This window comes from Phyllobacterium sp. YR531, from assembly GCF_000282595.1.
Lineage (GTDB): Bacteria > Pseudomonadota > Alphaproteobacteria > Rhizobiales > Rhizobiaceae > Phyllobacterium.
The window spans coordinates 1-24,408 of record NZ_AKIZ01000032.1; the positions used below are offsets into that span (position 1 = coordinate 1).

The following is a 24,408-nucleotide window of genomic DNA, read 5'->3' on the forward strand; positions in this document are numbered from 1 at the left end:
GAATTCGTCCTGACGTTCTAGCGGGATAGTGAAAGTATAAGGGTTCGACAAAGAAGCAGGATAAACCGGATACGATTGAACATTTGTTTTAGGTGGAGGACGTACAATGACTGTCAAAGCCACAAATCTTTCCAAGGATGCGGGAGCAACTGACAAGGATGCGGTGGCAGCCGCCGTCTGGGAGAAAGAAGTAAATAAGGCCGTCGCGGACAATCCACCTAAAAATGAAATGGGCAAAGGCCAAAAGCGGCCCGAAGGCGATGACCGTACCGCGAAGCAAATTATTGATGATACGCCCCTGCTCCGCAATCTTGGCAACCAGAGTGGCGTCAAGGACAATCTGAAGAAGCAGGTAGGTGATTTCGAAAATGACGCTGACGCTGCCTACCGTGCCGTCAAGGTCCTGGAACATGTCGAAAACGTCGATGAAGACGGTAAGCTTACCGACGGCAAGGATACAGGGAACGGCAGCATTGACGGCTTTACCAAGGATGGTGAGGCGAGGCATGGCACTGAGGCAGGTCGCCTGCAAGATTTCGGCAAATATGGCTATTCCAATCTGAAAGGCGAAATCGTCAAGTCGGACATTGGTGAAAATCAAAAACGCCCCGATGGTGACAAGCGTTCCGCCAAGGAAATCATCGACGATACTCCTCTCCTGCGCAATCTCGGCAATCAAAGCAACGTCAAAGACAACCTCAAGAAGCGTGTCGGCGACTATGAGAACGACGCCGATGCCGCATACCGCGCCAGCCAGGTCGTAGAACACGTCGAAAACCTGGATGAGTCCGGCAAGCGGATCACTGATGACGACCGGCTATACTCAGGAGACGAAAAAGGTAACGGCAAAATCGACGGTTTTACCAAGGGCGGCGATGCCAAACACGGTACGGAGGCAGGCCGTCTTCAGGACTTCGGGAAGTATGGTTATTCCAATCTGAAGGGTGATCTCATTCACATCACCCCCAAAGCCTATTCAGACAAAGCCGCCCCGCCGGACGAACCAAAATCAGTGCAGGAACTGCGCGACAAGTACGGTATTCCATCCTTTGGTGCGGAAGGCATTATGGATATGGAGCTGTATGGTGACAAAACCGTTGGCGCAAAGACTGCTGAGAGTTTCGTTAAAGGCATCAAGGACGACATTGAAAGCGGAAAACTTGCCAAAGATTCCGACGAGGCCAAGATTGTCAAACTGATGGATGGTCAGGCGGCTGTCGACAATGGCTATGACCTTTATGGTTATGCTGAAGCCATCAATCTGGGCAGCGGCACCTATCGGGAATCGGACAAGGACCCCACCAAGCTCAACGGCCATGATGTCAAGGAACTAATTGACGAGGAAAAACTCGCCAAGGAAATCTCCACCTTGATGCAGAAGGATGGTATCAAGGACCGGTACGACAAGGAGCTCAAGAAAGCCGTCAGCGAACTCCCGGAAGGAACACTCAATGAGGTCCGAGAGCAGGTATTCCCTGCCCTGTTCAACAAGGACAGCCGCGACCCTAATCTGAAATTTGAAGAATATGTGATCGCCATGAATGATTCTGGCGATCCCAAGAAGTCGGAAATGGCTGAACTGGATGTGGACCGGTATTTCGAGTCTCTGCGCATCCTCGAGCCGGACAGCTATGCGGCGCGGCGCCAGACCTTCGATCAGAACATGATGACGCATCAGCTCGACACTTACATGGAAAAGCCGGAAACGGTGAAGCCCGAAAACGTCGAGAATGGTCTGCGCTCAACATTCTCCATGATCAAGGGTGGTCTCAACACGACCCTTGGTGCGCTCGACAAGGGCGACAAAGGTTACGACCTTTACAAGAAGATGCAGGACGAATTCGATATCCTGGATGGCCGAATTGAGGGCCTGAAGCCTGAAGACAACAGCAAGATTGCAGCAGCCATCAGACAGGCCGCCGCAACAGGCGATCCAAAGACTATCGACAAAGTTGTCGACGAGCAGCTCAAGGGTCTCTCCACTGGTCGTGAAGAGACCGCTGGATCACTCAAGAAAGCATTGCACACTGCCAGTGACACAGGAACGCTCGGTGCCATATCCGGCACAATGAACCTTGTCAGTGGTGCCTTGCAGATTGCCAATGGCGGCAGCTGGAGCGAAATGACACCGGACGAGCAGTTGGCAGCCGCCCGCGATCTCGTCGGCGGACTGGGTGCAACTCCCGATTTTCTCAAATTCGGTTCAAACATTGTAGAAACACTTGGCGGCACTCAGAAAGCTGATACGGCCAATGGTGCTGATGGCAAACCACAGCCTAAAATCAAAGCCACGGAATGGCTTGGCCTGATTGATGAGAACTTCCCTGACATATGGGGCAAGAAAGACACCAAATCGGACAAGCTGGCTACTGAGATCAACGAACGGATTGAAAAATCGTCAGAGAACCTCAAATCTTATGATGTGACCAAGTTCACTCCTGACGAACTCAAGGATTATGAAAAAACCATCAAATCCCTTGGCGAGGCTATGGGTGTCAAAGATGGCCCTAATGGCAAAAAACCCAATGCCGTGGCAGCAGCAGGCCGCTCATTCCTGCGCTTCATGGGTGGAGCAGGGTTGGACTTGACCGGCGGTGTCATGGATATCGTTTCGGGTGCCCGCAAACTTCAAAAAGCCGAAACCGCGCTGGAGAAAGCCGATGCCGCTTTCTCCCTTGGCACAGGCGTTGCCGGAACAGGCTCGGCGGTCGCAAACACCATCTCCATGTTTGCTCCCAAAGGAGGGCATCTGGCGGCGAAGCTGGCCGGTGATATCGCCTCAACTGTCGTGCGCGGTCTGGCAATCGGCGCCCGGGTAGCCGGTCCCGTACTCGGAGTCGCCGGCCTGATATTCGGTGTTGCAGGTACATTGATCGCCGAGGCTGTCGAGCATGCCAAAATGCAAAAACTGACCGATTCCCAAGGCCAGTTTTTCAAGGATCTTGCCGATGCCGGCGTGACCAAGGACGACTGGGGCGACAAGCTCGAATATGCACGCTACGCCAGCTACATGTATGGCGGCCGCGACTCGGCCGACGACAAATCCATCTACGAGTTCCAGGCCGATGAATGGAAACATTTTAAGGAAACAGATGGGAAGAAGGGTAGCTCCCTCTTCCGCCTTGCCCCTTATCTTCACAAGGATGGCGATCCCAACGGCAAGAATCTTTGGGAGAAGCATTTGAGTGGATCAACATCGTCAAGCGGGCCGCATGGAAGTGAACGCAAGACCGATGATTGGCGTCCATGGGGCAGCACGGATACAGAAGCTGGCAGGAAGTCTACCTGAAAAAAGCCGAGAACGGACACCGCCGGGAGGAGCTGGAGAAATGTACTTGCATAAGAATGGACTGACTTTTGAAAACGGATTTTCCGATGGGACCAGTATTTCTGCAGATCGTTTACAGGTCAGTGGCGGGCCGGCGATTACCCTGTTCAGAGTGGGGTCTTCGGTTAATCGCCTTGGCCGGAAATTGTCTGCGCTCCTTCAGGCCGAGTTAAACAGGCTTGGCGTTCAGGATATCGGACCTGCCCAGCTTATGCTGCTATTCACCTTGCGTGATGGTTATTCGGCAATTGGTGACCTGGGTGATCAGTTGGGTGTCAAAGGATCGAACCTGACATACTATATCAATGGTCTGGAAGAAAACGCCTATATCGAACGCAATATCTCGCAGAGTAATCGGCGTAACATCCATCTGACCATGTTGCCAAAGGCCCGCGAAATCTGTGCAGATATCGATTCGAGCATTGAAAAACTATCCCATCAAGCGGCTCAATATCATGAGCGCGGTGACGAAATCGCGATAACTTATGATACTTTGTTGCGTCTTGAGCAGTTGCTTTGCGAATTTTCAGGGCAGCAGGATTAAGCCCCGAAAGCGCTAGATCTCACACTGCAGATCTTCGATCCATTTCACTCTCAGTTTTGACTTCCTGACTGGGTGGATAGCCAAAATGCTTGCGATAGGCCGTCGCGAAAGCGGTCGCATTTGTATATCCAACCAAACGGCTCACATCCGCAATCAAAGGCGCTTGAGTCCGTAAAAGTGCGCGAGCCTTATCCAGGCGGCGGTCATGGATATAGCCACCTATGCTGTTGTTGAATGCAATCCTGAAATTAATTCTCAGCGTAGTAATATTTACACCTACCTGTTGAGATAATTCATGAGCCGTCGGGGGATTTACAATATCACTGTCAATTATTTCCCGCGCAGCGAGCACCTTTCCAAAGTGCTTCAAGTTGAGCCCCTCTGAATGTGAATCCCGGACCTGCATCAACCGGATTATCTCGACGATAAATGCCAGGACTACACTTTCCAGATAAAGCTTCCTCAGCTTACCGTTATAGTTGTGTGACAGTATCTCGCTCACCAATCGCACGCAGCGCTGCGATGGCAGCAGCTTCAGGTAATTATTGGGTCTGGCATAAAAATCCAGCAAGGGAGAGAAATCGCTAATATATGAAGACCATGGTGGCGATTGAATTTTTTCCGGGCAGATAACTATTCCGCCCACTGCACTTCGCGATCCCGCTTTTTGGCGCAGCTCCAGCAATTCATTGTGAGAAAAATTCAGGATGATGGGCCGCTGATGGTCGAGTGTAATTGCCGGCCTGCCAGAAGAGTGCACCGTAATCGGTGATCCTCCCAATAGTACCAGACACATCAGACTAGACCGCATCGGGTTGACGAGCGAAAAATCATCATTGCATCTGATGTCTGAAACGACCGTGTGAATTCCGCTTACAACGCTTTGAACGGTAAACTCACCTTTGATCGGCGAATGATTGACCGCACGTACATCATGCGCGTCTGTTTCCGCTGGCAATCGACCAAGCCGAAGTATGGCGGCAATATCCCGGCAGGAGAACGTTGTTCTGTTTAGCTCGGCTCTAATCATCTTAGTCATCTCGTACAAAGAGGCATTTGTCACAGAGGTTTTTGCAACGCATTCCTGCAGCCGCATTAATAATGATTATGTTCTAGTTACTTCTACACACTTCGATTTAGGCTGTGGCGGCATCTCTCAAACTTGAGCGATCATAAATTGAGCATTTGCTTGTTTTTTGGGCATTTACTCGGGATATTTTGCACAAGTGTCAACCCATGGCCAACAAAAAATTTTGCTTGGCGAATGTTTATTCTCTGAAATCTAAGATTTGCATCGAACATCTATGGTATATTTGCTTCGCGTTGAAAGCATGTGTTCGCATTAATCACGAAGTATGTGTCATTGTTATAGGATTGTGCATAATGCAATCACTATTAAATTAACAGGTAAAGATATATTCCAGATTTGAATGAGCATTTATTTATTTTTTGGCTATACTATTCCATCCATAACTTAGGTGACTATCGAAACCTGTTCCTCACTCATCACTGGAATGAATCGATCAGAACTTATTGATTCAATCTTTGAATTGGATTTCCCGCTGCTGACGTCCGATTCTGTGACGATGACAGATAAACAAATCGAGCTACATTTTCAGCGTCGAGATGCTGCGCGCAACATGGCCAGACACTATGCTCTGTCTTTGCAGCCGACATTATTCGGAGAGCTTGCCATAGTGCGGGCATGGGGTCGCATTGGCACGCGAGGTCAGCAGAAACTGCTCACCTTTTCCAGCCATTCAGAAGCCACCGCCAAATTTGAGCAACTGGCTCTTCGCAGGCGTCGCAGAGGTTACACTGAATAATTGTTGATAAACCGCGGAAACACAGATTTGATCGAGGCTGTAGAATTGAGACCCAATTTTTTACGATCATCTCTCGGAGGTTTGGGACCGACCGGCTCGTCTCACCAAGCCGGTCGATCATTCATTTTTCTTGCCGTTTATCGAAACAAGCCGAGATCGATAGAATCTGCCATGGCTTTATAGCCTGTCGCATTCGGATGCAGATGGTCACCCTCATCAAACTCGGCGCGAAGCTTTTTGGGATTCGCAGCATCACGAACCGCCGCATCAAAATCAATCACCGCATCGCAATTTTTGCCGTTTCTGATCCACTCATTGACCGCCTGCCGTTTTTCTTCGCCTTCAGACTTGTAGTAGTTGGCGAACACTGTTCCCTCATAGGGTGTAAGGGTTGCACAATAGGCCTTTGCGCCATGGCCTTTAATTCTGCTAATAAGCTGTCTCAGCCCACCGATGATTTCGTCAGAAGTGACATTCTGTTCAGACAGACCCGCAGATGTAGAATGGCCAATATCGTTGATACCTTCCATGATTACGACCCAACGCAGGTTGGGAACAGACAGGACATCACGATCAAGACGCGACAGAGCGCTTGGACCAAACATTGCTTCCGGCTGATCATGTAAAATACGATTGCCACTGATGCCGGCATTAACGACACCAACCTTCGCGCCGTCAGCTTTCAACCGCTCCGCCAAAACATCAGGCCAGCGCTTGTTCACATCCACCCCGGAACTATAGCCGTCCGTAATTGAATCCCCAAGCGTTACCAGCGTGCTGCCCTCCCCTGCCACCTCTACCCTTGAAAGCAGGAAGCGCATGGTTGAGGTTTTTGCATCTGGTAATGAAGATGCTTCTGTACTGTCGCCAGCTTCCGAGAGGTAAGCTGTCTGCTCCCCGAGAGGATGGACAACTGAAGGTCCGGTCCAGCGCGAAAGAAACAGGCTCACAGCCAAAGTCTCAAATGGCGCAACGCTCAAATCCACAGGATCGGAAATTGCCGGTGCTCCCGCTGGTATGGTGATCGAATTCTGGCCGCCAAAGGTCAGTACCTTACTGCTGGCGGGATCGATGGAGCCCGGTGCGTTGCCCGGCCTGGCAACACGCGCTGCACCGATGACCAAAGGCTGAGTGCCCGTTTCGTTGGAGAACCGAAATCTGACTTTAGAACCTCCTACACTGATCCGGACATATTGGCGGATTGTGGCATTGTTCAATTCCGGTCCAACAGCAAAGGCAGGACTGGCACCCCAGCTCCCCTGCCAGTTCTCTTGTGCAGAAGCTGCATTAATAAATGAGAATGCCATGATCAGATAAGCGGCAAACAACCGTAATGTTGTGCTCTTAAAACTCATTTCTCTCTCCCTGGGTTTTGGCAATTGCGCGATGTCAGGCATCTGGTTTGCCAAGGTAAAAACTACGCAGAGTGGGTTGGGTTTGACAACAAGCATTCGTTAGATAACGACCGCACATTTGATCAATGCTCCTTGGACATGGAGAAAACCAAATCATCAATCCGGGCGGCAAGCCCTTCGCTGATCGCAGTCATGGGCAAACGAACCTCGGGACTATCAATCAAACCAGCACGCCATAGCCAGTGCTTGACAGGCCCGGGGCTGGGTTCAGCAAAAAGCAGTCTTGGCAAATCAACGAGCAGCCGCCAGTTTTCAAGCGCTCGTTTCCAATCGCCTTCTCCCAACAGATGTCGGACAGATGCAAAAGCACTTGCGTTAATGTGAGCAGACGCAAGTATTCCGCCGTCGGCACCCTGTGTTATGGCGTTGAAAAATTGTGCATCTTCACCGGTCAAAACGGTGAACCCGGATTGCCGGTAACGCAGCAGATCGAAGCTTTGTGCCGGATCATTACAACAATCCTTCACCCCGATAATATTCGGATGTTCCGCCAGGCGCAGCATTGTCTCGTTGCTCATGTTCACGCCCGTCCGGTATGGGATATTATAAATCATGATAAGGCGCGAAGCACTGTTTGCCAAAGCAACAAAATGCTCATAAAGCCCTTGCTGTGAAGGTCTCGTGTAATAGGGACAGGCAATCAGATAGCCATCAATCCCCCATAACGCCGTCCGTTCCACATCCTTCACTACCTCTCTAGTGTGACTGCCGTCCAAACCGAGATACAGTGGAATTTGCCAACCTGTCCGCTCCGCTTCCTCTTTCACCACCTTGACCAGTCGCTCAGCCTCCGCGTGATCAAGAGTCAGCCCTTCACCGGTTGTCGCGCCTAGAATCAACCCATCGATCGGCTGAGAGGCATAGTGCTGTACAAGTCGGCGCAGCGATGTTTCGTCCAGCTCATCATTTAAAAACGGAGTGATAAGTGGTAGCCAAATGCCATGTAATGACGGCTTTGATGATTGCATGATGTTCTTCCCTGTACTGAAAAGCCGGTGGCAGGGAATTCAAAAAACCCCGCTGACGGCGGGGTGATGATCGATCTTAGAATGCGGTATTTATTTTACGCAAAGATCGTCCTCCCCCAAAAGGGGGATTTTTTCGACGATATCGTGTAGCAACGTTCAACCATAGACAACTCCTGCTACAAGGCATGAAAAGTGTCAAGCGCCCCATACCAAGATCGTTTGCACCCAAGTGAACTAACCAAAATGATCTATGTACAAGTACACTCTATTAATTAATTGTTTAGGTTAATCTTTTTCTCCTTATAGCACTTAATATCTACTTAGCTTCCATTGCCAGCGACGACTTACAGGAAGTTCGTGGAAAAATACCATGTGTTTATAACAACCCGAATTTGGACGAGGCAATTTCAACAGCATCTTACCATCAACCTGCAGTCACCAGTTTTACGTGCGTGCCATTAGCCCTCAACTGAGCCAGAAGCATCGGCCAGACCGAAAATTCCCCTTTCGCGGCCTTATCTGTCAGAGATCTTAAATAACCACCGGCCGAACTAATTTGCGCTGCTCGCTCCAGGATACAAGCAACAACAACTGCTGCATTCTCCTGACCAAGAATATCGCAGGCCTCTTCATAGGCGGAAGGGCTTACGCCAAGCATTGAACGCACAACAACCGCAGCGCCCATTAGGTCTGACCACGTGGTAATTCCATTTGTGGCATAGGCTTCGATTTCCGGACAAGCCTGCCGAACCAGGCCCAGTGGAACAGGTTTCATATCGTCGGCCAAAGATTGAGCGCCTGCGCGGTCTGGCATGGTCGATACTGTCTTTGACAAGCTTTCCGATCTGTCTGCTTCACCCATCTCGTTAAGTACGACTTTACGGCCTTGGGTTTTTTCTATGCCAAGTTCAAGTTCAGTGTAGTTGTGTGTATTTGAATTATGTTTGTGACGCTCAGATTGAGATTCATTGGCGCTTGTTTTTTGAGAATTTATCTTGTTTTCCAACAAGCTGAGTACTTCAATCTCAATACATTCCAATCCGTCAATTACCGGTTCCAAATCCAGCGCAATTGCCTGCCTTGGAAGGCTGCCTATAACTGCCCTGAACCGCTCATAGTGGTCGTTCCAATCGAGGTGAGGCAATTGCTCAAAACCGAGCTCAATAAGTTTCACGATATTCCGGCGCAGCAGCGTAACGCGTTCCTTCAGCAACTTTAATTGAAGTCTCTCTGCCCTCACCTCCGCGGCCAGCGCTTCAAATTCCGACTCGCGTGCCACCAATGGAGCCAGGGAGAACCCGAAAGCCTCTCCGCCCTCCCCTGTCCTCGTTTTTCGCAGGTAACGCTTCCCATTAGGGCTGTCCTTGCGAAAGATAAGACCGGCCTCGACCAAAGCGCTCAGATGCCTGCGCAAAGTCGCTGGCGCCATTCCATGGGATCGCAATGACAGTTGCACGTTTGATGGGAAGACTACCAAGCCATGTTCCTCCCTCAATTCAGCTTGAGGATAGAATGTCAGCAAGGCGTTCAAAACGACGAGTGCCCTATCGGATATGCCAAGGCTCAGCCGTGCTTCGCACAAATTACGAAACAGCTTCCACTTGTCAATTGATGCCTCAGAGTCAACTTCCTTGGCCGAGGCCTGTGTTGCGAGCATGCCAAGCGATAGCGCCCGCCGCCCAAAGGGCGTCGTGAATGCCTGTCCGGTCTGCATTGTCTTCTACCTTCTTAAAGGCAAAACAAAACCACTCGCTCAAACGGCGCCAAAAAGTCTTGACAGTGATTCGAGGAAATGCGATTCTCTAGTTGCTAGACCATGAGAAGGGCTTCCGCGACGGTAACGTTCGGGAGCTTTTTTCTTTTGCGGGTTAATCTCCTGTTTTTGTTACAGTTTCCGATTCCTTGAAGGCCCGGTAGAGCTCTTCAAGGTTATCGGCAAGATATGCACCGAAGCGTGACGCATTCTTCGCTTTTAATGCCAGCGTGAATGCCTTTCCGCTATTCGTCATATCCACCTTGATTGACTTGTCCGTTGACTGCCAGGTCCGAGCTGCAGGTGTCTTTGCCTTTGAACTGGATCGGGCAGCCCTGCTGAGCGTATCAAAAACCACACCAAAACGCTTATCGGCATCTACAGACGTTGCATCCGCCGTTGAGAGAACCTGTCGGGCTTTCTCAATGCTTCCGGATGCTTGCAAAAGCTTAGATAACTGCCACCAGCGATCCCTGCCCGTCGCCTTGGCTGCGCCAATGGCCAAAATAACATCTTCGGGAATTGAGCCGGATACCGTCTGCATCTTGGAGAAAGTTGTTGCATCAAGCGCGAGTGCCGATCTGATTATTGTCTGATCATAGCCAAGATCGGCAAGGCGCTTGGCAAACAAGGTCCGCTCTATGAAGGACAGATTGGAGCGAGCCGCATTTTCCTGCCCCTGCGCAATAACATGGTCCTGATCGGCCAATGGCTTGATGACGGCACGAACTGGTCGGCCCAAAACACGAGCAGCTTTAACGCGGCGATGGCCAAAAACAATCTGATAGCGTCCGGAGGAAGTAGGATGCGGGCGAACCAGAACGGGCGTATCCTGCCCCCTCTCCCTTATCGCAGCAACCAGTTCCTGAAATGCCTCATCATCACCATCAATACGATCCGAAACAAATGAACCGTCGACGACGGCAGGATCAAGATCGACCACACTGCCTTTCGCCAATTCCTCAAAAGAACTCTTGATAGACCGCGATGCACCACTGACAACATAGGACAGCGCGTCATTCCGGTCGGTATTGGCTGGAGCAGGGTTCATAACGCTGCTGAAAATATCCTTACGCGCCATCTACCTGCCCTCACCCGTCGCTAATCGGCCGGTTATACCGCTGAAATATCCCGGTTTTACCGCAGTAAATTTCGGCATCATCTCATCTCCCCCACGCTCGGTGCATCAGGGCAACGATTTCAGAATTGACGGCGTCCAGCGATTCAATTGCCCGCTCATAGGTCGAGCGCGTGAAGCTTGTTTTCTCAACCTCGTACAGCGTTTGCTTGGTCAAGCCGGCATCAGAAACCGCCGTGGACTTGAGCATCGGATTGGCCAAAATCTCTTCGGCAAGCATTGACTGCATGAAGCCAACCATTTGCGCTTGTGGAATATCTGTCGGCTCATAGCGGGTAATCAGGTAACGGAACCAGTCGAGTTCAACTTTTGCGCCCGCCTGCTTGACTGTCTTCAAAATGCCCCCAAGCATCAGCAGAAACTGCGACATGGACATCAGATCGAGCATCTGCGGATGCACAGTGATCAATACCGATGTTGCAGCCGACATCGCTGTCAGCGTCAGATAACCAAGCTGTGGTGGACAATCGACCACTACTACATCGTAACGGCTATCCACCTCTTCGAGTGCTGCTGCAATGCGGGTGAAAAACTGGCGGCCTTCCCGTGAGGATTTGTCCTGCATTGCAAGAGGCGTGTCATATTCATATTCCTGCAATTCCAGATTGGCAGGGATGATATCGAGCCCCGGAAAATTGGTCGGCAGGATGACTTCGGAAATTGGCTTCCGGTCTTCGTCGTAGCGTATGGCCTCATAGAGTGACAGATTGCGGTCAAGCTCGGGCTGAAAGCCATGCAGGGCAGAAAGAGAAGCCTGTGGATCGAGATCAACGGCAAGAACGCGGTGACCCGTTAGCGCCAGATATTGCGAGAGATGAGCGGCAGTGGTTGTTTTTCCCGATCCACCCTTGAAGTTGACAACAGCTATGACCTGCAGCTTGTCGCCGGCTTTGCGATGCGGGACATACTTTTTAACTTCAGTGCGACCGTTGCGATCGAGATAATGTCTCAGCTCCAGCATTTGCTCCGCCGTGTAGGAGCGGCGGCCGGATGACACCTGGGCAGGCACGGGGCCCTTGCCCTCCAGATGAAGGCGCTTGAGGTTATTCTGTGTCACGCCAAGATAATGTGCTACTTCCGCCATTGAAAATTGGCGCAGAGTCTTCTTGGCATTCGGCGGAAATTTTTCCATCCGAAGCTGGTTTAACCGGCGTGATATCTCTGCACCTTGATCAAGTATCTTCTCATCGAACTCGAACTTCGGCAGAGGCACTGCGATATTCATCGAAATCGAAACCTCTAATAGCGCTTTTTGAAAGCAATTGTTTTACCAACCGCTATTAAGCTCCGATTCGCACATTACGGCAAGATAATTAAGGCAGCTGATGCAGCGGCGCGGGGTATAACCCACGACTTGTGAAGTGATCGCACGATTTGCATAAGGGGCAAGCGTCGGTACATTCACAAAATAACCGGTAATTTACCGCAGTAAACTACCGGCATTCAACCATAGAAACAAGCTCAACCCGCATCGGGATTGTCGCTGTTTTTCCGTGATTTGTCATCATCCACAAGCTCATACCACATAGCGTTCAAAACAGCGAACGCAGCTGCGAATGGTAGTCCCAATAGCCATGCAAAATACCACATATCATTTCACTCCTGATTAATATGCGTGGCCGCTTTTGTCGCCAATCATAGTCTCATCAACCTTGCCCCAAAGAACCTTGTAGACCCAACTCGTATAGGCAACGATCAACGGGATGAAGATCGCCGAGACAACCAGCATTATGAACAGTGTGAGATGGCTTGATGAGGCATCCCACACAGTGAGGCTTGATCGCGGATCAAGAGATGAGGGAAGAATGATCGGGAACATCGATACGCCGACTGTCGCTATGATCGAAGCCACAGATAGACCACTGAGCAACATGGTGGAGCCTTCCCGCCTCGCTTTCAATCCGAAGAATGCCGCAAATGCTCCCACTATCGCCAGAACCGGCACCGCCAATAGCCATGGCTGCTCGGCATAATTGGCGAACCACGCCTGATGCTCGATAACTACAGTTTTCAGCAGAGGATTGGACGGTGCTGCCTTATCGATCACACTCGTTATCCTGTACCCGTCAATTCCGGACCAAAGCAAGAATCCTGCAAGCACGAAGATGATTACGGTCACCGGAGCTGCGACCATACCGCAACGCCTCGCTTTGTCCGCTACCGGTCCTGATGTCTTGATCATCAGCCACGCACTGCCATGCATAATAAGCATTGCCACTGACAGCACGCCGCACAATAGCGCAAAGGGATTGAGCAACCCGAAAAAGGTGCCTTCATAAAAAATACGCAGTTCATTGTTGAACCGGAACGGGACACCCTGAAGCACATTGCCGACAGCCACCCCGAAGATAAGCGCAGGAACGAAACCACCCGTAAAGAGTGCCCAGTCCCATGCGGAACGCCATGTAGCACTTTCCCGCTTCGAACGGTATTTAAACGCCACCGGCCGGATAATCAGTGAAGCCAGTATCACGAACATGGCGAGGTAAAAGCCAGAGAAGGAAACGGCGTAGAGGGGAGGCCAGGCCGCGAATATCACGCCGCCACCAACGATCAGCCAAACCTGGTTACCTTCCCATATCGGGCCAATCGTATTGATAACGATACGCCGCTCCATATCGCTCTTGGCGACGAAGGGGAGGAGGGTTCCGATCCCCAGATCAAAACCATCAGTAATGGCAAATCCGATCAGGAGAGTTCCAAGCAGCACCCACCAGATCAGGCGAAGGGTCTCATAGTCGAGAAATTGATGCAGGATCATGGTTTTTACTCCGCAGGAACAATGTGGGTGGAAATAAGCGCTGCCTCCGGTTCATGGTCAGGTTCAGGGCCTTTCCGGATTGCTTTCAGCATCAGGCCCATTTCGATGATGAAGAGGGTCGTGTAAATGACGACGAAGCCTGCAATCGTGATAAGCAAGGATTTGGCGCCCAGATTGGACACCGCCGCAGCTGTTGGCAGCACACCTTCAATAATCCAAGGCTGACGCCCGAACTCCGCAACGATCCATCCAAGCTCAGCAGCAATCCAGGGCAGGGGAATCGAGAACACAGCAATACGCAACAGAAATGGATAGGCATCAATCTTTCTGCGAACCGAAAGTATGAAAAACGTCAAGGTCAGCAAAATAAAGAACATGCCAAGTCCCACCATGATGCGGAACGACCAGAACAGCGTTGGCACGTGGGGTACAGTATCCCAGGCGGCCTTGGCGACCTGCTCATCCGAAGCTTGTCTGGGGTCATCCACGTAGCGCTTCAGAAGCAATGCGTAGCCAAGATCGGCACCATTCGTTTCAAAAGCTTCTCGCACGTCCGCACCCACTTTGGTCGTACTGCCGACTTCGCGAATTTTCTGCAGCGCGTCATATGCAATCAGGCCTTTGCGAATTCTCGTTTCCGCATGCTCGACAAGATCTTCAATACCCGGAATGACTGTCGTCAAGGACCGCGTTCCGATCAACCCCATGACCCATGGAATGTGAACCGCGTAATGTGTCTCACGCGCTTCCTGATCCGGAAACCCGAATGCAGTAAATGCAGCAGGAGCCGGTTCGGTTTTCCACATGGCTTCAATTGAAGCCAGCTTCATCTTCTGGTGCTCGGTAGAAAGATAACCGCTCTCATCACCAAGAACGACAACGGATAGCGCTGATGCCAAGCCAAATGATGCGGCAATCGTCATCGAGCGTTTCGCGATCTCGATGTGGCGACCTTTCAACGCATACCATGCAGATACGCCCAGTACGAAAATGGAAGCGGTTACATAGCCTGCAGAAACCGTATGAACAAATTTTGCCTGCGCGACTGGATTGAATAAAACCTCAAAGAAATCAGTTACTTCCATGCGCATTGTTTGTGGATTGAATGCCGAACCCACCGGATTTTGCATCCATCCATTGGCAATCAAAATCCATAGCGCAGAAAAGTTTGAACCAGCTGCGACCGCCCATGTGGCAGCGAGATGCCCAACCTTCGACAGCTTGTCCCAACCGAAAAAGAACAGCCCGACAAATGTGGCTTCAAGGAAGAAGGCCATCAGACCTTCTATAGCCAGCGGCGCTCCGAAAATGTCGCCGACATAATGGCTGTAGTAACTCCAGTTCATGCCAAACTGGAATTCCATGACGATACCCGTCGCGACGCCGAGCGCGAAATTGATGCCAAAAAGGGTTCCCCAGAATTTGGTCATCTGCCGCCAGATGACGCGGCCTGTCATAACATAGACCGTTTCCATGATCGCCAGCAGCACGGAAAGACCCAGCGTCAGTGGCACAAACAGAAAGTGGTAAAGGGCTGTTATCGCGAATTGCAGGCGCGAGAGAGCTACTATGTCGAGTTCCATTGCTTTGCGTCGGACTGTCCGACCCCCTGTTGATCGGCACGCTTCACACGGGCCGATTGAAATTAAACGGCTAGTCCGGTCTCAAGCTTTCAAGGAAGGCATGATATTCCGGCTGGCCCCTGTGGAGTGATGCTTTGACGTGGCCACGTTCAAGCACCAGCAGACGATCCGCCAACTCGGCCTCCCGCCTGATATGTGTTGCGATAATGACAGTGTGCTGTGCCATCTGATCAGCCAGGCGCTTGAGCACATCGCGTGCGGTCTCACCGTCAATGCCCTCCGATGGCTCGTCCAACAGCCATAAAGGTGCGTTACGTAACAATAGACGGGCAAGTGCCAATCTGCGCGCTTGGCCACCGGAGAGCCCAATTCCACCCTCTCCAAGCCGAGTATTCAACCCGTCGGGCGAAGCTTCGATAAATTCAGCCAAACCGGCAATAGCCAATACTTCAAGCAAACGATCATCATTCGTGCCCGGTGCAGCCAAAAGCAGGTTGTCTCGCAGACTATCCTGAAAGAGCTCGGTCCTTTGTGTAAGCAAGGTTGCAGGAAGGTACTTTACGTCGCCGCTTTCCGCTTCAACCTCGCCAGCCAGAAGCGCCAGTAACGTCGTTTTGCCCGCGCCGCTTGCGCCAGTTATGGCCAGGCGTTCACCATGCTCAAGAACAAACGAAACATCTTGTAGCGAGGGGAGGGGGGAAGCTCCAAAACGTATGGAAACGTTCTTGAGCTCGATGGCCATATCCTCTGTCGGCGCCTGAAAGGGGAGGGGAGGGGAGGCTGATACCAGACCGGGTCCAAGCCGCCGGGCGGCCAAAACGGTTCTGCCAAGTTCAACGGCTCCACGTCTCAAACCTGCAAAGGGCTCCAATGCCGCGAGCGAAACCAGAATTCCCAAAACAGCAATGGGTACTTTGATGTCGCCGCCTTCGACCAGATGGACAGCGCCATAGAGCACAGCACCAAGCAATATTGCAGAGGCGATACCAAAGCCAGCAATCACTTTGCTTTCAATTATGTTCAAAGCATCGTCAGCGGTTGCAAGTCGTGTATCTGCGGCAAGGGCTGTTTGCCTGTAAGCCCGCAATTGCCCGGCCATGGCGAGGTCCGTCTGTCCGGCAACGACATCGATCGTGCGTGAACGAAGCGCTTCAAGGCCATGAGCACGACGGCGAGCCGGTTGTGCGCTCCAGCGCGCTGCAAGAATAGGAATTCCAAATCCCGCAACCAGCAGCCATGCTGTGACGGTCAAGCCAAATAGCAGATGCATTGTTCCGAACACAACAAGCACGACAATAGCAGTGCCGAGTGCGACGGCAGCTGGCACCAGTATCCTCAGGTAAAAAGAATCGAGAGCATCAATGTCGGCCGTCAGCCGAAATAAGGTGCGGGAAGGCTGAAGTGACAAACTATTCGTTGTGCTAGGTTGTGACGACTTTCTGAAAAGCTGTTCCCGCAATCCGGCAAGCACACTCAATGTTGCCTCATGCGTCGTCAGGCGTTCACCGTAGCGCGACGCAGTGCGGGCAAGCGACAGGAACCTTATGGCCGCTGCGGGAGCGAACACATCGAAAACAAGGGCCGTTGCAGCGGAGGCACCCGCAATTGCTGTCGCCGTAATAAACCATCCGGAAACACCCAGAAGTGCAATACCTGCAAGGACAGTCGCAGCCGCCAGCAGAGCCCCCGCCAGAAGCATTCCTCGCCTTTCTTTAAGGAAAAGGCTGATAATGGGGCCAAACGCGTTCCACAGCCTCATATTTCGCCCTCCGAGCCAGCACCCCCGACAACAATGATCCTGTCCATCCGCCGTGCCAGAATCGGATCATGTGTAGCGACAATCAAAGTCTTGCCCGCTGACATGGCCAACAGGCTGTCGGAAATTTCATTGGCAGTCACCATATCCAGATGTGCCGTAGGTTCATCAGCAAGGATGATATCCGCATCGCTTTTGATTGCCGCCCGGGCTAGCGCCAGCCGCCGAACTTCACCACCCGAAAGCCCTGCGCCGCCTTCGCCCAGATAGTTGTGGCCCTTTGCATTGCTCACATTGTGCAGGCGACTGGTCTGCAACGCAGCATTGATGTCTTCATCGTCCATATCTGCGCGACGCAGGCAGATATTGTCCGATACGGTACCGGAAAAAATGTGCGGTTTCTGTCCGATCCAAGCCAAACGCTTACGGATCAATTCGCTGCTGTTCTCATCCAGCAGGCTTTGACCAATCCTGATTGATCCCGATTGGCAAGGTGCCAGCCCTGCGATCAATGCCAGTATAGTGGATTTGCCCGAGCCGCTTGCTCCAAGAAGAGCTACGCGTTCTCCGGCCTGAACCTCAAGGTTAAAACCATCCAGCAAAGGCAATTGAGATCCAGCATGGCTGAACGTCAGGTCTTTAATCTCCACACTGGCTGCCCCGACTGACTGATCGCTGCGATGTGGCTCCATTTCACCACCTGACATCTCAATGCCGGTAATCGACAGCTGATCCAGCGCCTCGATTGCTGCCTCTCCGGCAGCGCGATCGTGCCAAACTGCGGAGAGTTCACGCAGGGGTTCAAAAAAGGCCGGTGCCAGAAGCAGGATAAACAGGCCCTCACCAAGGCTAAGGCGGTACCCCCAAGCGCCAAACTCCAGCTGACCCAAAAAATGAAATCCCACATAAACCGCGACCATGGCTACGCCGAGGGCGGCAAAAAGCTCAAGAACGGCCGATGACAGAAAAGCAATACGCAGCACAGCCATTGTCCGGATTCGGAGTTCGTTCGCATTGGCCCGCAATCGCTGCGCAACATGGTCCACCGCACCCAGAGAGCGAATGGTTGCAAGGCCACGCAGCCGGTCCAGCAGAAAAGCATTCAGGCCACCCATCTCGGCCAGATGTTTCTCGCTCGCAGCCTTCGCGCGCCATCCGATGAGTGCCATGAAAACCGGGATTAATGGCGCTGAAATCAACAGCACCAGACCTGCAACCCACGACAATGGAAAGATGCAGATCAGGATGCCGACTGGAACTATTGTCGCCTTCATTCTCGCCGGCCTGTAACGTGCAAGATAAGGCAAAACCGCTTCCGCCTGCTCGGCAATCACACTCGCAGCCAAGCCTGAAGCGGGTTTATCCATGTCAAGTGGCGAACGCCGGGCAAGCGCGAGGATCGCTTCGCGCCTTTTTTCAGATAATCGTCTCCGGGCATTACGAAAGGCTAGCCGCGTTCCAAAGGCATCCAGCAATGCCCGGAGAATCCCAACGGCAATCACACCGGCAATAATCCACTCGATATTCGCCAAATCACCGGCAACCATCATTTCGGCGCTTGTCGCCAGCAAGGCCGCTTGCGGCAACCACAAGAGAGATGCCAGCGCCTGAACCAGAGACGGGATATTATCGTTGCCCGTCCTTCTGTCCGCCAAAGACACTGTAGACGCGTTCCGCTCCGCTATGTCTTCAGCAGCCAAACCATCCCTTGGGATTGTTATCACCGATGATTGCGCGGAGCTCATCGTCTCAGCCCTTATCGCTCGGACGCTTCGACCTGCCAAGGGAAACAATCTTGTCCTTGGCTTCGAGCAGCTTCGTAACCTTCGCACCAAGTGTCAGCAACGTCGCAAGGCGGTCCGTTTCAAGCTGCTTGACATCCTCGTACCAGGTGGTCAGCCGCTCGATGAGGCTATGCATTTCGCCCATGCGCACTTGCGCATGACGCTCTGCATCGCTTGCTGGTTTTTGCATCAGGATTTCGCGCAGAACCGACAATGTCGGATCAACTTCGCGCTTTTTCCGCTCCTCTGCCAGTGTCCGCAATATCTGCCACACATCATCAGGAGTTGTAAAAAAATCACGCCTGTCGTCCGGCAAGTGCTTCAACAGCACCAGGTTCCAGGCCTGCAACTCACGCAGGCTCATCGAAACATTTGAGCGGGAAATGCCAAGTGATTCAACAATTTGATCTGCGTTGAGCGGTTCGGGCGAGACATAGAGAAGGGCATAGATTTGGCCGACAGTGCGATTGATACCCCATCGGCTACCCATCTCACCAAAATGAAGGACAAAGGATTGGACAAGAGGCGGCAGGTTCATCGATGTTTCCCGTTGCAACAGTTATTTCAGTAATTACTGAAATAACAATACTCTCGGAAATCGTACTCATCAACATGAACCCTCCGGGTGCGACGATTGTGCCCTTTTCAGCTTGTCCAAACAAAAAAGCCCGGCTGGATCGAGCGATCCAGCCGGGCTTTCAGATTGGAAAAGAATAGGCTTAGTTCAGGCCGAGCTTACCACGCAAAGTGGACAGGTCTTCAGCCAATGTGTTGACGGCAGCCGCAAGCACCGCACGGTCATCGTCGGTAAGCTTGTCGTAGAGCTCATAGCCATCACCCTTTTTGTACTTTGACAAAGTGACATCCACCTTGTCGAAATTACCCGAAACCTTGGTGATGAACTCGCCGTCTGTCTTTTCGATCAGCGGGCGAACCAGATCGAAAATCTTGCGCGAACCATCGAAATTCGCCTTGAAATCCCAAAGATCCGTGTGGCTGTAACGATCCTCTTCACCGGAAATCTTGGTGGCTGCAACTTCTTCCATCAAGGCAGCAGCGCCGCCGACGACCTTTTCAGGCGGTAGTGTCAGTTCGGTGATGCGCTTGTTGAGTTCGGTTACGTCAGCCAAGAGCTTATCGGCAAACGGTGCCAGGTCCTTCGTGCTGTTTTCGGCGAACAGGCCGTATTCGATGCGGTGAAAACCTGTGAATTCGGGATCCTTCTCAGCCTTTTCATGGTCATCGGCACGAGAATCTATGGAACCGTCAAGATCGCTGAACAACTCAGCGATCGGTTCGATAGCCTCATAGCTCATGCGTGTTGAGCCAAAAAGTGACTTCGCTTTGTCGAGTTCACCAGCCTTGACCGCATCGGTAAAGGTTTTTGTATCGGCAACCAGCTTTTCCAGATTCTCGGATACGTAAATCTTATAGTCGGCAATCGGGGCAACCAGATCGAGCGGAGCGACTTCCGCCGCGGCAACACGCGGCAGGAGTGCTGCCGTTATGGCAAATAGGCTTGCAGAGAGTGTCACTTTCAGTTTCATGTTCAGTCCCCTTTAGGGTTTGATGCGGGTCACCTGATAACCCGACGCTTCAAGAAGTGTCCTGCCTACGAAGTCGTCCTCGTTCGCTGGGCCGGGCAGTGTAAAAAAGAAGCCGCCACCAATCGGCTTGATATATTCTTCGAGTGGTTCACCATCGAGCTGCTTTTGAACGGTGATGAAACCCTTCTCAAGATCGGCCTGGTAGCAGATGAAAAGCAGGCCCTGCTCAAGCTGGCCTGACTTGGTAACACCATTGGAATAGTTGAAAGGCCGGCGGAAGATGAGATTCTCATCCGAGGTTTTGTTGCGCTTGTTGGCAAGGCGGATATGCGCGTCCAGCGCAGTCACTTTACCTTCGGGGTCGGTCGAATAGTCGGGGATATCAAACTCACCAACTCCGCCATGTGGCGCTCCGCTCGCCTTGTTACGTCCCATGATCGCTTCTTGTTCAGCCAAAGGCGTGCGATCCCAGAATTCAACAAAATTGCGAATGATCCTTACGACCTGATACGTCCCATGATGGGCCCATTTAGGTTCGTCGCCCTGATTGACCCAGACGATCTTGTCCATAAGAGAGGCGTTGTTGTTGTCCGGATTGGCAGTACCGTCTCGGAAGCCAAGGAAATTCCGCGCTGTCTCGTGGCTGCCATCCGGTTTAGGCGGCAGCATTGGAACCGAGCCTTCCTGCTTCCAGCGCAACACCAGGAAATCCGGCAGATTCTTTAAGATATCCCGCAATGCGTGAATGTTTGTATCGGGCGTATTGGAGCAGAACTGCAGACTAAGATCGCCATGGCACAGGCTGGCATTGAGTGCATCGTTGCGCGATGCCTTCATGCGGGAAAGCCGTACTGGCTTGTGGGCTTTCAACCAGTCGCGCTGATCAAAGAATGACGATCCCAATGATATTGTTATGGTCAAGTTATCCGGAGGGATCACCGGACCCAGAATACCGGAATCGGCCGGGGGCAACTTGTCGTCCAATACTGGAGGAGTGCCGCCTTTCATCAGGAAAGCGATCCGTTGCGACAAGGTCTTGAACAGACGCTCAACTTCTTCGGGAGTTTTGGCAAGCACAAGGAAAGAGGCGATCATGCCAGCAGCCGGGCGTGGCGTAACGATCCCTGCCTGATGTGCGCCGTAAAATGATTGCCGTTCCTGCGTCTTGTCACTTACAGGAGCATCGGTAACCTGCTCGCCCTGTTTTTCCGCGGCGTTAGCGCCAGACAATCCGGCCACCACGGCAGTACCCGCGCCGAACAGTACGTTTCGGCGCGTCGTTTTAAATTTATCAGTATTATTTTCCACTGAAATTACTCCAAACCAACCGCCGTATTCAATTTGTCAATAGAGTCCGCCAAAGCCTTCATTTTCTGTGCAAGGACATCCCGGCTATCCTTCGTCACCTTGTCATAGGCAGGGTAGCCGTCTGTCCCACGCAGTGCAGCCAAAGCAGTGTTCGCCTCGGCGAGGCGTGTCTCGATATCCGCGACAACCGTGGGCGCGGCCGGTGCAGCAACCGGCTTCAAAAGTGCCATCATGCGTGAGGTCCCGGCAAGGTTTGCTTCGAAATCAAGCAGGTCCGTTTTGGAATAATGATCCTCGCCAGCAGCAATCTTTGTATCCGCAATCGAGCCCATGAGACGCGCAGCGCCCTTTGCAATCTGCTCCGGCGGTATGCGCAAACCACGAACCCGGTCTTTGAGGGCAGTAACATCAGCTAGCAATTTCGCCGAAACTGGAGCAAGTCCATCAAGGCTGTTGGATGAATAGAGCCCGAATTCGATGCGATGGAAACCGGTGAATGCCGGGTCCTGCTCGCGCTTTTCAAGATAGTCGGCAATAGGGTCAATGGCATTGTGCAGATCGGCAAACAGGTCAGCCATTGGCTCAATCTGCTTATAGGGCGCACGGGCTTTTTGATAAAGTTCCCGGGCCTTTTCCAGATCGCCAGCTTTGATCGCTTCATCCATTGCGGTAACGGCTTTTACCAGACTGTTGGTCTGGGTCATCAGGAACACCTGAAATTCCGCTAAAGCGCCGACAAAAGACACGAGGGGAGGGCGGGCTGCCTCGGCTTCCGATTCGGCCGAAGGCGTGACACGTAGTGTGCCGCGCGGGCTGCTCAAAAGTCCGCAGGTAATCTCATAATCGCCTGCCTTCAGTTTAGCCTGCATCGTCTGGGTAAAGCCTGGAAGAATATTCTCCCGTTCCTCAAGAACCATCACGCCATCAAGGATTTCCCACTCAAGGGCACGATCCGAATTGTTGATGATCTTGAATGTTGAGCGCCCCGCAGGGACAGTAATGGCATTGGGATCGCAAGTGCCATCTTTGATCGTAACGACAACAGCATTGTCCGGCGTGCCGGATTTCATGTTCTTCGACGCGAAATAGAACGCTCCAGCACCCGCAACAGCAAGTATTGCGGCACCTGCGACAGCAAGTTTCATCAGCTTCTGCGAAGGAGGGGTGGAAGCTGGGCCTGTTTTGCTGGTCATTAGGCGACTCTCTTGATCAACGGGAAGGTTTTGGCGCTGTCGCAGGTGCCGGAGCACTCGCAGGGCGCAGGAAGAAGAAAAGGCTTACGGTCAGGAACACAATATAGACGATCGCCTCACCCAGTGTCGGCGCGTCCTGGTAGCCAAATATGCCTGACAGCAATGTGCCAAGTGGACTGCCAACCGGTAGAACATCGCTCAAGTCCACTACAACTGTCTGGAGGCTGTTCCAGACCCCGGCTTCGTGAAAATGGCGTAGTGATCCGGACAAGATGCCGGCAGCAACAATCAGAATGAAAATTCCGGTCCAATAGAAGAAGCGGCGAAGATTCAGTCGAATACCACCGGCATAGATGCCATAACCGAGTACGACAGAGAGCAATATGCCAAACAGCGCACCCAATAATGCATCATTATTGGTGCTTTGCTGAAATATTGCCAACAGAAAGAAGACTGACTCCAAGCCTTCACGGGCAACAGCAAAAAACACCATTGCAATCAATGCTGTTGCCTGCCCCGATGAATGTGCGAGAGCATTGTCTATTGATGCGTGAAGTTCGGATTTGATCGAGCGTGCTGCCTTACGCATCCAGAAGACCATGGATAAGAGTATGAAAGCAGCGATTACGCCTACAATTGCCTCAAAGAACTCCTGAGCTTTCTGAGGAAATTCTGCACTGACCATCTGCAGAGCGGCGCCGGCAAAAAGTGATAAGGCCACCGCAAGCAGGATACCCACCCACACCGCCGGCATCCAGGCACCGCGTCCGGTCTGTTTCAAATAGCTGGCAACGATACCGACGATCAAAGCCGCCTCAATACCTTCACGCAGCATTATCAGGAATGGAACGAGCATCTATAACCTCAACGCCTGCTTGACTTGGATGACAGGCAGGTCGCCGGAGTCATAGACCGCCGCGAAAAACGAAGCAATAACAATATATTAGAAGAATTCTAATAATACGAAAAACAAAAATAACTTAATCTTTTCCATATGTTGACTGGTTTTGTCACGATTCGATAGATCATTGGCCTGCCGGTTGGCAAACTTAAACGGGCTCACATTTCTTCTGTGCGTGGTTCGACGAGGCTCACGATGGGAAAGTGACCGGGTTGCAAGGAGCCAGTACTTGCGATGTTCTCGCTTCAACAGGCAAAGGTGATTTGCATCAAATTTATGCGTGGTTCGCCCTTCGACAGGCTCAGCATGGCGGAAGAGGGCATCGATGTAATGCGTGGTTCAACTGGGCTCACCGTGAGGAAGGTATGTCGATTGCATAGATTGTCACCACCGTTGCAAATCGGGTCTCCCTGCCCCCACCACCCTCCTCATGGTGAGCCCTCCTGAGCGTGTCGAAGGGCGAACCACGCATAACAGTCGTGCTGAAATAAATCAGAAAACTTATCCAACAGCATCAGCACTGATTTATTCTTTGCGTGTCCTCCCGCGGGGAACTGCTTCCGGAGCCGTTCGAAGTTGGGGAAGGATGGGCGCCTCCGATGG

The 24,408-nt window shown here is 52.0% G+C and carries 19 protein-coding genes; 3 read left to right on the forward strand and 16 right to left on the reverse strand.

Annotated features, from left to right (window positions below; genetic code table 11):
* The first annotated feature begins 106 nt into the window (after positions 1-106).
* Together PMI41_RS17645 and PMI41_RS17650 are read left to right on the forward strand one after the other, a co-directional pair.
* The gene (locus PMI41_RS17645; protein WP_008127112.1) at positions 107-3,289 is read left to right on the forward strand and encodes a hypothetical protein; all 3,183 of its coding nucleotides are present in this window, start codon (positions 107-109) and stop codon (positions 3,287-3,289) included.
* 40 nt (positions 3,290-3,329) lie between these two features.
* Positions 3,330-3,872: a MarR family transcriptional regulator gene (locus PMI41_RS17650; protein ID WP_008127121.1), complete on the forward strand. Its 543-nt coding sequence runs from the start codon at positions 3,330-3,332 to the stop codon at positions 3,870-3,872.
* A gap of 19 nt (positions 3,873-3,891) precedes the next feature.
* Here the strand turns inward: PMI41_RS17650 and PMI41_RS17655 are convergent, their stop codons facing one another.
* The gene (locus tag PMI41_RS17655; RefSeq protein WP_157179435.1) at positions 3,892-4,935 is read right to left on the reverse strand and encodes an AraC family transcriptional regulator; all 1,044 of its coding nucleotides are present in this window, start codon (positions 4,933-4,935) and stop codon (positions 3,892-3,894) included.
* Between the two features lie 415 nt (positions 4,936-5,350).
* Between PMI41_RS17655 and PMI41_RS17660 the strand changes: the two genes are divergently transcribed.
* The gene (locus PMI41_RS17660) at positions 5,351-5,698 is read left to right on the forward strand and encodes a WGR domain-containing protein (protein ID WP_244423974.1); all 348 of its coding nucleotides are present in this window, start codon (positions 5,351-5,353) and stop codon (positions 5,696-5,698) included.
* Positions 5,699-5,835: 137 nt separating this feature from the next.
* Here the strand turns inward: PMI41_RS17660 and PMI41_RS17665 are convergent, their stop codons facing one another.
* From PMI41_RS17665 to efeU, 15 genes are all read right to left on the reverse strand, one after another.
* The gene (locus PMI41_RS17665; RefSeq protein WP_008127123.1) at positions 5,836-7,053 is read right to left on the reverse strand and encodes an SGNH/GDSL hydrolase family protein; all 1,218 of its coding nucleotides are present in this window, start codon (positions 7,051-7,053) and stop codon (positions 5,836-5,838) included.
* Between the two features lie 122 nt (positions 7,054-7,175).
* Positions 7,176-8,081, reverse strand: coding sequence for a 4-hydroxy-tetrahydrodipicolinate synthase (gene dapA / locus PMI41_RS17670; RefSeq protein WP_008127124.1), 906 nt, complete (start codon positions 8,079-8,081; stop codon positions 7,176-7,178).
* Positions 8,082-8,505: 424 nt separating this feature from the next.
* A complete protein-coding gene (repC, locus tag PMI41_RS17675; RefSeq protein ID WP_008127125.1) occupies positions 8,506-9,795 on the reverse strand; it encodes a plasmid replication protein RepC in 1,290 nt (429 codons plus the stop codon).
* Positions 9,796-9,949: 154 nt separating this feature from the next.
* Positions 9,950-10,915, reverse strand: a complete 966-nt coding sequence (repB, locus tag PMI41_RS17680; RefSeq protein ID WP_008127126.1) for a plasmid partitioning protein RepB — start codon at positions 10,913-10,915, stop codon at positions 9,950-9,952.
* 82 nt (positions 10,916-10,997) lie between these two features.
* Entirely contained in the window at positions 10,998-12,197 is a 1,200-nt protein-coding gene (gene repA / locus PMI41_RS17685) for a plasmid partitioning protein RepA (protein WP_008127127.1), read from the reverse strand.
* Between the two features lie 236 nt (positions 12,198-12,433).
* Positions 12,434-12,562, reverse strand: coding sequence for a cytochrome bd-I oxidase subunit CydX (gene cydX / locus PMI41_RS17690; RefSeq protein WP_008127128.1), 129 nt, complete (start codon positions 12,560-12,562; stop codon positions 12,434-12,436).
* A gap of 16 nt (positions 12,563-12,578) precedes the next feature.
* Positions 12,579-13,733 carry a cytochrome d ubiquinol oxidase subunit II gene (gene cydB / locus PMI41_RS17695; protein ID WP_008127129.1) on the reverse strand — a complete coding sequence of 385 codons (1,155 nt, stop codon included), beginning with the start codon at positions 13,731-13,733 and terminating at the stop codon, positions 12,579-12,581.
* A gap of 5 nt (positions 13,734-13,738) precedes the next feature.
* Entirely contained in the window at positions 13,739-15,316 is a 1,578-nt protein-coding gene (locus tag PMI41_RS17700; RefSeq protein WP_008127130.1) for a cytochrome ubiquinol oxidase subunit I, read from the reverse strand.
* Positions 15,317-15,386: 70 nt separating this feature from the next.
* Positions 15,387-17,075, reverse strand: coding sequence for an ATP-binding cassette domain-containing protein (locus PMI41_RS17705; protein WP_008127131.1), 1,689 nt, complete (start codon positions 17,073-17,075; stop codon positions 15,387-15,389).
* A complete protein-coding gene (cydD, locus tag PMI41_RS17710; RefSeq protein ID WP_008127132.1) occupies positions 17,072-18,817 on the reverse strand; it encodes a thiol reductant ABC exporter subunit CydD in 1,746 nt (581 codons plus the stop codon). The genes PMI41_RS17705 and cydD overlap by 4 nt, the downstream gene beginning before the upstream one ends.
* 4 nt (positions 18,818-18,821) lie before the next feature.
* Positions 18,822-19,394: a GbsR/MarR family transcriptional regulator gene (locus tag PMI41_RS17715; RefSeq protein ID WP_008127133.1), complete on the reverse strand. Its 573-nt coding sequence runs from the start codon at positions 19,392-19,394 to the stop codon at positions 18,822-18,824.
* Between the two features lie 181 nt (positions 19,395-19,575).
* A complete protein-coding gene (gene efeO / locus PMI41_RS17720; RefSeq protein WP_008127135.1) occupies positions 19,576-20,403 on the reverse strand; it encodes an iron uptake system protein EfeO in 828 nt (275 codons plus the stop codon).
* A gap of 12 nt (positions 20,404-20,415) precedes the next feature.
* A complete protein-coding gene (gene efeB / locus PMI41_RS17725; RefSeq protein ID WP_008127136.1) occupies positions 20,416-21,711 on the reverse strand; it encodes an iron uptake transporter deferrochelatase/peroxidase subunit in 1,296 nt (431 codons plus the stop codon).
* A gap of 5 nt (positions 21,712-21,716) precedes the next feature.
* The gene (efeO, locus tag PMI41_RS17730; protein WP_008127137.1) at positions 21,717-22,904 is read right to left on the reverse strand and encodes an iron uptake system protein EfeO; all 1,188 of its coding nucleotides are present in this window, start codon (positions 22,902-22,904) and stop codon (positions 21,717-21,719) included.
* Positions 22,905-22,920: 16 nt separating this feature from the next.
* Entirely contained in the window at positions 22,921-23,760 is an 840-nt protein-coding gene (efeU, locus tag PMI41_RS17735; RefSeq protein WP_008127138.1) for an iron uptake transporter permease EfeU, read from the reverse strand.
* Positions 23,761-24,408: the final 648 nt, after the last annotated feature.

What these genes read in the sequence shown, in the direction of transcription:
- PMI41_RS17645 (WP_008127112.1), top strand. Translation starts at nt 107, where the DNA reads ATGACTGTCAAAGCCACAAATCTTTCCAAGGATGCGGGAGCAACTGAC.
- PMI41_RS17650 (WP_008127121.1), top strand. Translation starts at nt 3,330, where the DNA reads ATGTACTTGCATAAGAATGGACTGACTTTTGAAAACGGATTTTCCGAT.
- PMI41_RS17665 (WP_008127123.1), bottom strand. Translation starts at nt 7,053, where the DNA reads ATGAGTTTTAAGAGCACAACATTACGGTTGTTTGCCGCTTATCTGATC.
- dapA (WP_008127124.1), bottom strand. Translation starts at nt 8,081, where the DNA reads ATGCAATCATCAAAGCCGTCATTACATGGCATTTGGCTACCACTTATC.
- repC (WP_008127125.1), bottom strand. Translation starts at nt 9,795, where the DNA reads ATGCAGACCGGACAGGCATTCACGACGCCCTTTGGGCGGCGGGCGCTA.
- repB (WP_008127126.1), bottom strand. Translation starts at nt 10,915, where the DNA reads ATGGCGCGTAAGGATATTTTCAGCAGCGTTATGAACCCTGCTCCAGCC.
- repA (WP_008127127.1), bottom strand. Translation starts at nt 12,197, where the DNA reads ATGAATATCGCAGTGCCTCTGCCGAAGTTCGAGTTCGATGAGAAGATA.
- cydX (WP_008127128.1), bottom strand. Translation starts at nt 12,562, where the DNA reads ATGTGGTATTTTGCATGGCTATTGGGACTACCATTCGCAGCTGCGTTC.
- cydB (WP_008127129.1), bottom strand. Translation starts at nt 13,733, where the DNA reads ATGATCCTGCATCAATTTCTCGACTATGAGACCCTTCGCCTGATCTGG.
- PMI41_RS17700 (WP_008127130.1), bottom strand. Translation starts at nt 15,316, where the DNA reads ATGGAACTCGACATAGTAGCTCTCTCGCGCCTGCAATTCGCGATAACA.
- PMI41_RS17705 (WP_008127131.1), bottom strand. Translation starts at nt 17,075, where the DNA reads ATGAGGCTGTGGAACGCGTTTGGCCCCATTATCAGCCTTTTCCTTAAA.
- cydD (WP_008127132.1), bottom strand. Translation starts at nt 18,817, where the DNA reads ATGAGCTCCGCGCAATCATCGGTGATAACAATCCCAAGGGATGGTTTG.
- PMI41_RS17715 (WP_008127133.1), bottom strand. Translation starts at nt 19,394, where the DNA reads ATGAACCTGCCGCCTCTTGTCCAATCCTTTGTCCTTCATTTTGGTGAG.
- efeO (WP_008127135.1), bottom strand. Translation starts at nt 20,403, where the DNA reads ATGAAACTGAAAGTGACACTCTCTGCAAGCCTATTTGCCATAACGGCA.
- efeO (WP_008127137.1), bottom strand. Translation starts at nt 22,904, where the DNA reads ATGACCAGCAAAACAGGCCCAGCTTCCACCCCTCCTTCGCAGAAGCTG.
- efeU (WP_008127138.1), bottom strand. Translation starts at nt 23,760, where the DNA reads ATGCTCGTTCCATTCCTGATAATGCTGCGTGAAGGTATTGAGGCGGCT.